The following is a 9,054-nucleotide window of genomic DNA, read 5'->3' as shown; positions in this document are numbered from 1 at the left end:
GGCGGGGGTCGGGCTGGCCATGCCGCCACGATATCCGCCGCCCGCCCGGTCAGCCCGCGCCGTCCAGCAGCCGGCGGCCGATGATCATCTTCTGGATGTCGGCGGTGCCCTCGCCGATCAGCAGCATCGGCGCCTCCCGGTAGAGCCGCTCGATCTCGAACTCCGTGGAGTACCCGTAGCCGCCGTGGATCCGGAACGCGTCCTCCACGACCTCCTTGCAGTACTCGCTGGCCAGGTACTTCGCCATGCCCGCTTCGAGGTCGTTGCGCTCGCCGGAGTCCTTGCGCCGCGCCGCCATGACCATCATCTGGTGCGCGGCCTCGACCTTGGTGGCCATCTCGGCGAGGCGGAACAGGACGGCCTGGTGCTCGGCGATGGGCCTGCCGAACGTCTCGCGCTGCCGCGCGTAGTCCAGGGCCAGCTCGTAGGCGCGCCTGGCGACGCCGCAGCCGCGCGCCGCGACGTTGACGCGGCCGACCTCGACGCCGTCCATCATCTGGTAGAAGCCCCGGCCGGGCGCGCCGCCGAGGATCTGGGCCGCCGGGACGCGGTACCCGTCGAAGAGCAGCTCGGTGGTGTCGACGCCCTTGTAGCCCATCTTCTCGATCTTGCCCGGGACGGTCAGGCCGGGCGCGACCTCGCCGAAGCCGGGGGTCTTGTCGATGAGGAACGTCGTCATGCCGCGGTGGCCGGCGTCGGGGTCGGTCTTGACGAGCGTGGCGACGAGGTTGGCGGAGCCGCCGTTGGTCAGCCACATCTTCTGGCCGTCGATCACGTAGTCGTCGCCGTCGGGGACGGCGCGGGTCGTGATGGCGGAGACGTCGGACCCGCAGCCGGGCTCCGACATCGAGAACGCGCCCCGGATCTCCCCGGTCGCCATCTTCGGCAGGTAGTGCGCCTGCTGCTCGACGGTCCCGTGGTGGGCGATCATCCAGGCGACGATGAAGTGGGTGTTGACGATGCCGGACACGCTCATCCAGCCGCGCGACAGCTCCTCCACGACCAGCGCGTACGTCAGCAGCGACGCGCCGAGCCCGCCGTACTCCTCGCCGATCATCAGGCCGAAGAGCCCGAGGTCCCTCATGCCGTCGACGATCGCCTGCGGGTACTCGTCGGCGTGCTCCAGGGCGGTGGCGACCGGGAGGATCTCCCGGTCGACGAACGCGCGGACGGTCGCGACGATCTCCCGCTGCTCGTCCGACAGCCCGTGCGTCTGCTGCAGCCTGCTCATCCGTGCTCCCTCTCTGGCGGCCCTGAAGCCCTAGCGGCCCTCGAAACGCGGCGGGCGGCGCGCGGCGAACGCGGCGCGGCCCTCGGCGAAGTCGGCGCTGCCGAACAGCGCGGTCTGCTCCTCCATCTCGGCCTCCAGCAGCGCGTCCGGGCCGAGATCGGTGCGGGCCAGCAGCCGCTTCGCGGCGGCGACTGAGAGCGGGGCGAGCGCGGCCGCCTCGGCGGCCAGGCCGAGCGCGGCGTCCAGGGCCCCGCCGGGCGGCGCGAGGGAGTCGGCGAGGCCGATCTCATGGGCGCGGGGCGCGGGAACGGTCCGCCCGAACACGAGCATCTCCTTGGCGCGGCCCATGCCGACGCGGCGCGGGAGCGTCCAGAGCAGGCCGCCGTCGGCGACGAGGCCGACCTTGCCGAACGCGGCGACGAACCGGGCGTCCTCGGCGGCGACCACGTGGTCGCAGACGGCGGCGAGGGACACCCCGAGCCCGGCGGCGGCGCCTTCGACGGCCGCGATCACCGGTGTGCCGCACGTCGCGATGAGCCGGACGGCCTCGTGCAGCGGGGTGAGCCGGGCGCGGACGTCGTCCGGCGCGGCGCCCTCCATCGACCGGACGTCGCCGCCCGCCGAGAACGTCCCGCCGGCGCCGGTCAGCACGATCGCCCGCACCGCGGGGTCGTCGGCGGCGCGCCGCAACTCCGCCAGGAGCCGCTCGCGCGTCGGGAGGTCGACCGCGTTGCGCGCCTCCGGCCGGTTCAGCGTGAGCACGCGCGCCGCGCCGCGATCGGTGACCGTGACCACCTGGTCGTCCATCCGCCCTCCCGGAAATTTTTTATACGATACGTGGCCTGCCACGGCCGGGTTCGGGCGGCCTCACTCCGCCTCGGCCGCCCAGAAGCCCCGCGCCTCCAGATGCACCACCAGCAGCGTGCCCGCGTGCCGGATGTGGGCGCGCATCGCCTGCCGCGCGGCCTCGGCGTCCCCGGCGCGCAGCGCGGCGAGGACGAGCCGGTGGTCGTCGACCGACGCCCGCGTCCAGCCCTCGATGCCCGCGTAGAAGCGGCGCGGCGCGTACCGGACCACGGTCTGCAGCAGCCACGCCATCTTCGGCGACCCGGCGCGCAGGTTGATCAGCCGGTGGAACTGGTGGTTGGCGCGCTCGATGCCCGCCGAGTCGCCGGCCGCGAACGCCTCCTCCAGCAGCGCCTGCGTCCGGTCGAGCGCGTCCAGGTCGGCCTCGGCGGCCCGGCCGGCGGCGCGGGCGGCCAACTCCCCGGCGAAGTACGCCTGAGCCTCGAACAGGTCTTGGACGTCCTGCCGGGTGAGGGGCGCCGGCATGAACCCGCGGCGCGGCTCCAGCGTCACGAAGCCCTCGCCGCGCAGCGACAGCAGCGCCTCCCGGACCGGGGTGACGCTGATCCCGAGGTCGTCGGCGATCCGCTCCAGCCGGAGGAACTCGCCGTGCCTGACCTGGCCGGACATGATCAGGTCGCGGACGTGCGCGGCCACCTCGTCGCTCAGCTGGCGGCGGCGGCCGAGGGCCGGGCCGCCGGATCCGGCAGCGGTCATCGTCCCCCCTGGGCGCCTGCGGTATTTTCACATCAAATATATGAGAGATCGCCCCCGTGCGGGAGCCCGCGCGGGAGGAGGGTGGAGCCGCCGTGTTCACGCTCAGCGACGAGGAGCGCGCCATCGTCGAGGTCGTCGCGGACTTCGTCGACAGGGAGGTCCGCCCGGTCGCCCGGGACCTGGAGCACGCGGGCGCGTACCCCGAGCGCCTCATCGACCGGATGAAGGAGCTCGGCGTCTACGGCCTCGCCGTGCCCGCGCCGTACGGCGACGTCGCCGTCTCCAAGGCGTGCTACGCGCTCGTCACCGAGGAGCTGGCGCGCGGCTGGATGACCCTCGCCGGCGCGTTCGGCGGGCACACGGTCGTCTCGCACCTGCTCGCGGTGTTCGGCACCGAGGAGCAGAAGGCCCACTACCTGCCCCGGATGGCGACGGGCGAGCTGCGCGCCACGATGGCGCTCACCGAGCCGTCCGGCGGCTCGGACCTGCAGGCGATGAGCACGACCGCGCGGCGGGACGGCGACCGGTACGTCGTCGACGGCGCCAAGATGTGGATCACCAACGCCCGGATGTCGGGGCTCATCGCGCTGCTGTGCAAGACCGACCCGCACGCGTCCCCGCGCCACCAGGGCATCAGCATCCTGCTCGTGGAGAAGGGCCCCGGCCTGACCGTCTCCCGCGACCTGCCGAAGCTCGGCTACAAGGGCGTGGAGAGCTGCGAGCTGTCCTTCGACGGCTACGAGGCGCCGCTCGACGCGCTGCTCGGCGGCGAGGAGGGGCGCGGTTTCGCCCAGATGATGCGGGGCCTCGAAGTGGGCCGCATCCAGGTCGCGGCGCGCGCGCTCGGCGTCGGCCGCGCCGCCCTTGAGGACTCCCTCCGCTACGCCCAGCAGCGCGAGGCGTTCGGCAAGCCGATCTGGCAGCACCAGTCGATCGGCAACTACCTCGCCGACATGGCCACGCAACTGCGGGCCGCGCGGCTGCTCACCCTCGACGCCGCCCGGCGCCTGGACGCGGGCGAGCGCTGCGACATGGAGGCGGGCATGGCCAAGCTCTACGCGTCCGAGGCCGCGATGCAGATCGCGCTGAACGCCGTTCGCATCCACGGCGCGGCGGGCTACTCCACCGAGTTCGACGTGGAGCGCTACTTCCGCGACGCCCCGCTGATGATCGTCGGCGAGGGGACGAACGAGATCCAGCGCAACGTCATCGTCAAGCAGCTGATCGAGCGCAACCGGATCTAGGACGGGGGCTTCGGCCTCACGGCGCGGTCGCGGGGTCCTCGCCGGCGCGGATCCAGCCGAACGTGCGCTCCACGGCCCGCTTCCAGTTGTCGTACTCGGCGGCGCGCCGCGTCGGCTCCATCGCCGGGACCCAGCGGGCGGCCCGGTGCCAGTTGCGGCGCAGCCCTTCGAGGCCAGCCCAGTAGCCGACGGCGAGCCCGGCGGCGTAGGCGGCGCCGAGCGACACCGTCTCCACCACCATCGGCCGCTCCACGGGCACGTTCAGCATGTCCGCGACCATCTGCATGACGAGGTTGTCGGACGTCATGCCGCCGTCGGCCTTCAGCTCCTTCAGGCCGAGCCCCGAGTCGGCGTTCATCGCGTCCACCACCTCACGGGTCTGCCAGCCGGTCGCCTCCAGCACGGCCCGCGCCAGATGCCCCTTCGTGATGTAGGACGTGAGGCCGACGATGATGCCGCGCGCCTCGCTGCGCCAGTGCGGCGCGAACAGCCCGGAGAAGGCCGGGACGATGTAGCAGCCGCCGTTGTCGTCGACCGTCCGGGCCAGGGTCTCGATCTCCGGCGCGGTGGAGATCAGCCCGAGGCCGTCCCGGAACCACTGGACGAGCGCGCCGGTGATCGCGATCGAGCCCTCCAGCGCGTACACCGCGGGCTCGTCGCCGATCTTGTAGCCGACGGTGGTGAGCAGCCCGTTCGCGGACTTCACCGGCGTGGTGCCGGTGTTCATCAGCAGGAACGCGCCCGTCCCGTAGGTGCACTTGGTCTCGCCCGGGGAGAAGCACGTCTGCCCGAACAGCGCGGCCTGCTGGTCGCCGAGGGCGGCGCCGATCAGCACCCCGGGGAACACGCGGCGTGCCGTCCCGTAGGTCTCGGTGGACGACCGGATCTCCGGCAGCATCGCGGCCGGCACGCCGAAGAAGTCGAGCAGGCCGGCGTCCCAGGACAGGGTGCGCAGGTCCATCAGCAGGGTGCGGCCGGCGTTGGTCACGTCGGTGACGTGCACGCCGCCGTCGACGCCGCCGCTGAGGTTCCAGATCAGCCAGCTCTCCATCGTGCCGAACAGGACCTCACCGCGTTCGGCGCGCTCCCGGAGGCCGGGCGTGTGGTCGAGCAGCCAGCGGATGCGCGGCGCGGAGAAGTAGGCGGCCAGCGGCAGCCCGCTGCGCTCGGTGACCATCGCGGCGCCGGGGGCGCGGGCCAGCTCGTCCACCAGGGCGCCGGTGCGGGTGTCCTGCCAGACGATGGCGCGGCCGATCGGGACACCGGTCAGCCGGTCCCACAGGACGGTCGTCTCGCGCTGGTTGGCGATCCCGACCGCGGCGACCTGGTTCGCGGTCACCCCCGCCTGGGCGAGCGCCTCAGGGGCGATCCGCTCCAGGTTGCGCCAGATCTCCATCGGGTCGTGCTCGACCCAGCCCGGCTTCGGGAAGTGCTGCCGGTGCTCGCGCTGCGCGACCGACACCAGCCGGCCGCCGTGGTCGAACAGGATGCACCGCGTCGAGGTGGTGCCCTGGTCGATCGACATCACGTAGCGCTCGGTCACGGCCGGCCCCCTCCCTCCGGACGCGGCGCCGGGGCCGCGGCGTCACCAGCGCGAGCCCCCGAGGTCGCGGGAGACGGCGCGGGCCGCGTCCCGCACGTACCCGACGAGCCGCGGCTCGGGGACGCGCCGCGCGTCGCAGATCCGCTCGACCGCGCCGGAGATGCCGATGGCCCCGACCACCAGCCCCCCGTGCCCGCGGATCGGCGCGGCGATGCCGGCCTCGCCGATCGACAGCTCCTCGGTCTCGGCGGCCCAGCCGTTCTCCCGCACCCGGGTGGCGGCCCGTGCGAGTTCGCGCGGATCGGTGATGGTGCGCCGGCAGTAGGACTCCAGGACGGTGTCGCGGATGGACGCGGCGGCGTTGGCGTCGTGGGCGAGCAGCGCCTTGCCGAGGGCGGTGGCGTGCAGCGGCAGCAGCGAGCCGACGTCCATGGCCTGGAGGGTGTCGTCGGGCCGGAAGACGTGGTGGACGACCAGGACCTTGCCCTCCAGCAGGGTCCCGATGCGGACGGCCTCGCCGCTGCGCGAGGCGAGCGCGTCGGCCCAGTTGATGGCGCGGGACCGCAGCTCGTTGACGTCCAGGTAGCTGGTGCCGAGATGCAGCAGGGCGGCGCCGAGCTGGTACTTGCCGGTGCCGCCGTCCTGCTCGACGAAGCCGACGCGCTCCAGGGTGCGCAGGATGCCGTGCGCGGTGCCGCGGGCGAGCCCGAGCGAGCTGGCGACCTCACCGACGCCGAGCCGTCCCGAACTGGCGGCGAGCAGCCGCAGGATCGCGGCGGCGCGCTCGATCGACTGCACGGGTCCGGGCACGAATCCCAGGGTAGTTCTCTCGGCGGTGTGCCGACAATGTCGGCGCTTGTCGCGATTGTCGTCCCGTACGGTCCGAACTGCCCGGATTCTGTGATCTCGTGCACAGACTGGAGGGTAACCGGCGCCGGGCAACGGGGAAAGTGTTCGACATTGTCGGCAGCCTCCCGTTGTCGGCGGTTCATCCCCGACTTACCGTCTGGCCAGCCTCACGGGGCCTCGCGTCCACCCCACCTGCCGAGGAGAGCCCATGACGGAACGCACCGCGCAACGACCGAGAATCCCCTCGCTCGCCGGTGAGCTCGCGGCCGAGTTCGCCGGCACCCTGATCCTCATCCTGTTCGGCGTCGGCGTCGTCGCGCAGGTCGCCGCCGCCGGCATCGGCGACCACGACAGCATCGCCTGGGCCTGGGGGCTCGGCGTCACGCTCGGCGTCTACGTCGCCGCCCGGATCAGCGGCGCCCACCTCAACCCCGCCGTCACCATCGGGCTCGCCGCGTTCAAGGAGTTCGCCTGGCGCAAGACCGCGCCCTACATCGCCGCGCAGACGGCGGGCGCGTTCATCGCGGCGCTGCTCGTCCGCTGGAACTACAGCGAGGTGCTCGCCAAGGTCGACCCCGGCCACACCATCAAGACGCAGGGCGTCTTCTCCACCCTGCCCGGCAACGGCACCCTCCCGGTCGGCACCTGGGGCGCGTTCCGCGACCAGGTCATCGGCACCGCGATCCTGCTGTTCGTGATCAAGGCGCTGACCGACATCCGGAACTCGCCGCCGCTGGCCAACCTGGCCCCGTTCCTGATCGGCCTGCTGGTGGTCGCGATCGGGATGGCGTTCGGCACCGACGCCGGCTACGCGATCAACCCCGCCCGCGACTACGGCCCCCGGCTCGCCTCGTTCCTCACCGGCTACGGCGGCGCGTGGCGGGACCAGTACGGCGACCTGTACTTCTGGGTCCCGATCGTCGGCCCGCTGATCGGCGGCGTCCTCGGCGTCGGACTCTACAAGGCCCTGATCGGGCGGTTCCTGCCCCCCGAGGAGCCCGCCCAGGACATCGCCAAGCCCGAACCGCAGTACGAGACGGCCTGACCGTCCCGCACCCTCATCCCAGGAGACCGCACGCATGGCCGACTTCGTCGGAGCCCTCGACCAGGGCACGACCAGCACCCGCTTCATGATCTTCGATCACGGCGGGAACGAGATCGCCCGCCACCAGCTGGAGCACGAGCAGATCCTGCCGCGGGCGGGCTGGGTGGAGCACAACCCGACCGAGATCTGGGAGCGGACCCGCGCCGTCGTCCAGACCACGCTGAACAAGGCGAACCTGGGCCACACCGACCTGGCCGCGTTCGGCATCACCAACCAGCGCGAGACGACCGTGGTGTGGAACCGGCGCACCGGCCGCCCGTACTACAACGCGATCGTCTGGCAGGACACCCGCACCGACCGCATCGCCGCCGCCCTGGAACGCGACGGCAAGGGCGACGTCATCCGCCGGAAGGCCGGGCTGCCGCCGGCCACCTACTTCTCCGGCGGCAAGATCCAATGGATCCTGGAGAACGTCGACGGGGTGCGGGAGGCCGCTGAGGCGGGCGACGCCGTCTTCGGCACGACCGACACATGGGTGCTGTGGAACCTGACCGGCGGGACGAACGGCGGCGTCCACGTCACCGACCCGACCAACGCCAGCCGCACCATGCTGATGGACCTGGAGACCCTCAGCTGGGACGACGAGCTCCTGTCGTTCTTCGGCATCCCCCGCTCCATGCTGCCGGAGATCAAACCGTCCTCGGCGCCCGCCGGATACGGAGTCACCCGCGCGGACGGCCCGCTCGGCGGCGAAGTCCCGCTGACCGCCGCCCTGGGCGACCAGCAGGCCGCGACCGTCGGACAGGTGTGCTTCGCACCCGGCGAAGCCAAGAACACCTACGGCACCGGCAACTTCCTCCTGCTCAACACCGGTGAGGAACTCGTCCGGTCCAAGAGCGGCCTGCTGACGACCGTCTGCTACCAGTTCGGAGCCGACAAGCCGGTCTACGCGCTGGAAGGATCGATCGCGGTGACCGGGTCGGCCGTGCAATGGCTGCGCGACCAGCTCGGCATCATCTCCGGCGCCTCCGAAAGCGAAGCCCTGGCCCGGCAGGTCGACGACAACGGCGGCGTCTACTTCGTCCCCGCCTTCTCGGGCCTGTTCGCCCCCTACTGGCGCTCCGACGCCCGCGGCGCCATCGTCGGCCTGTCCCGCTTCAACACCAACGCCCACGTCGCCCGCGCCACCCTCGAAGCCATCTGCTACCAGTCCCGGGACGTCGTGGAGGCGATGCGAGAGGACTCCGGCGTCTCCCTGGACGTCCTCAAGGTCGACGGCGGGGTCACCGCCAACGAGTTGTGCATGCAACTGCAGGCCGACATCCTCGGCGTCCCGGTCTCCCGCCCCGTCGTCGCCGAGACCACCGCCCTCGGCGCCGCCTACGCCGCCGGCCTCGCCGTCGGCTTCTGGCACACCACCGACGAACTCCGCCAGAACTGGAACGAGGACAAACGCTGGAACCCCACCTGGGACGACGACCAGCGCCAGACCGGCTACGCCGGCTGGAAGAAGGCCGTCACCCGCACCCTCGACTGGGTCGACATCGACTGACCACCCCCGGGCCGCGGCCCCCAGCCG

8 protein-coding genes are annotated in these 9,054 nt (G+C 72.4%); 3 read left to right on the top strand and 5 right to left on the bottom strand.

What is annotated here, in order from left to right; all coding sequences use genetic code 11:
* Window positions 1-49 precede the first annotated feature (49 nt).
* From ETD96_RS35245 to ETD96_RS35235, 3 genes are read right to left on the bottom strand one after another with little or no spacing between them, the layout of a single operon-like run.
* Entirely contained in the window at window positions 50-1,231 is a 1,182-nt protein-coding gene (locus ETD96_RS35245; RefSeq protein WP_138640809.1) for an acyl-CoA dehydrogenase family protein, read from the bottom strand.
* Between the two features lie 30 nt (window positions 1,232-1,261).
* The gene (locus ETD96_RS35240) at window positions 1,262-2,038 is read right to left on the bottom strand and encodes an enoyl-CoA hydratase/isomerase family protein (RefSeq protein ID WP_138640808.1); all 777 of its coding nucleotides are present in this window, start codon (window positions 2,036-2,038) and stop codon (window positions 1,262-1,264) included.
* Window positions 2,039-2,098: 60 nt separating this feature from the next.
* A complete protein-coding gene (locus ETD96_RS35235; RefSeq protein ID WP_138640807.1) occupies window positions 2,099-2,794 on the bottom strand; it encodes a GntR family transcriptional regulator in 696 nt (231 codons plus the stop codon).
* A 92-nt stretch (window positions 2,795-2,886) separates the two neighbouring features.
* On the opposite strand from ETD96_RS35235, the gene ETD96_RS35230 reads away from it, so the two are divergent.
* The gene (locus ETD96_RS35230) at window positions 2,887-4,038 is read left to right on the top strand and encodes an acyl-CoA dehydrogenase family protein (RefSeq protein WP_138640806.1); all 1,152 of its coding nucleotides are present in this window, start codon (window positions 2,887-2,889) and stop codon (window positions 4,036-4,038) included.
* Between the two features lie 16 nt (window positions 4,039-4,054).
* On the opposite strand, the gene glpK (ETD96_RS35225) is transcribed toward ETD96_RS35230, so the two are convergent.
* Both glpK (ETD96_RS35225) and ETD96_RS35220 read right to left on the bottom strand, forming a co-directional pair.
* Complete coding sequence (gene glpK / locus ETD96_RS35225; RefSeq protein WP_138640805.1) at window positions 4,055-5,581, bottom strand: glycerol kinase GlpK; 1,527 nt, start codon at window positions 5,579-5,581, stop codon at window positions 4,055-4,057.
* 42 nt (window positions 5,582-5,623) lie between these two features.
* A complete protein-coding gene (locus ETD96_RS35220; protein ID WP_138640804.1) occupies window positions 5,624-6,391 on the bottom strand; it encodes an IclR family transcriptional regulator in 768 nt (255 codons plus the stop codon).
* 247 nt (window positions 6,392-6,638) lie between these two features.
* On the opposite strand from ETD96_RS35220, the gene ETD96_RS35215 reads away from it, so the two are divergent.
* Both ETD96_RS35215 and glpK (ETD96_RS35210) read left to right on the top strand, forming a co-directional pair.
* Window positions 6,639-7,475, top strand: a complete 837-nt coding sequence (locus ETD96_RS35215; protein ID WP_138640803.1) for an MIP/aquaporin family protein — start codon at window positions 6,639-6,641, stop codon at window positions 7,473-7,475.
* 34 nt (window positions 7,476-7,509) lie between these two features.
* Window positions 7,510-9,027, top strand: coding sequence for a glycerol kinase GlpK (gene glpK, locus ETD96_RS35210; RefSeq protein WP_138640802.1), 1,518 nt, complete (start codon window positions 7,510-7,512; stop codon window positions 9,025-9,027).
* The last annotated feature ends 27 nt before the right edge of the window (window positions 9,028-9,054 follow it).

It is taken from the genome of Actinomadura geliboluensis (assembly GCF_005889745.1).
In the GTDB taxonomy this organism is placed as follows: Bacteria; Actinomycetota; Actinomycetes; order Streptosporangiales; family Streptosporangiaceae; genus Spirillospora; species Spirillospora geliboluensis.
This window is presented reverse-complemented; position numbering and strand designations above follow the sequence as displayed.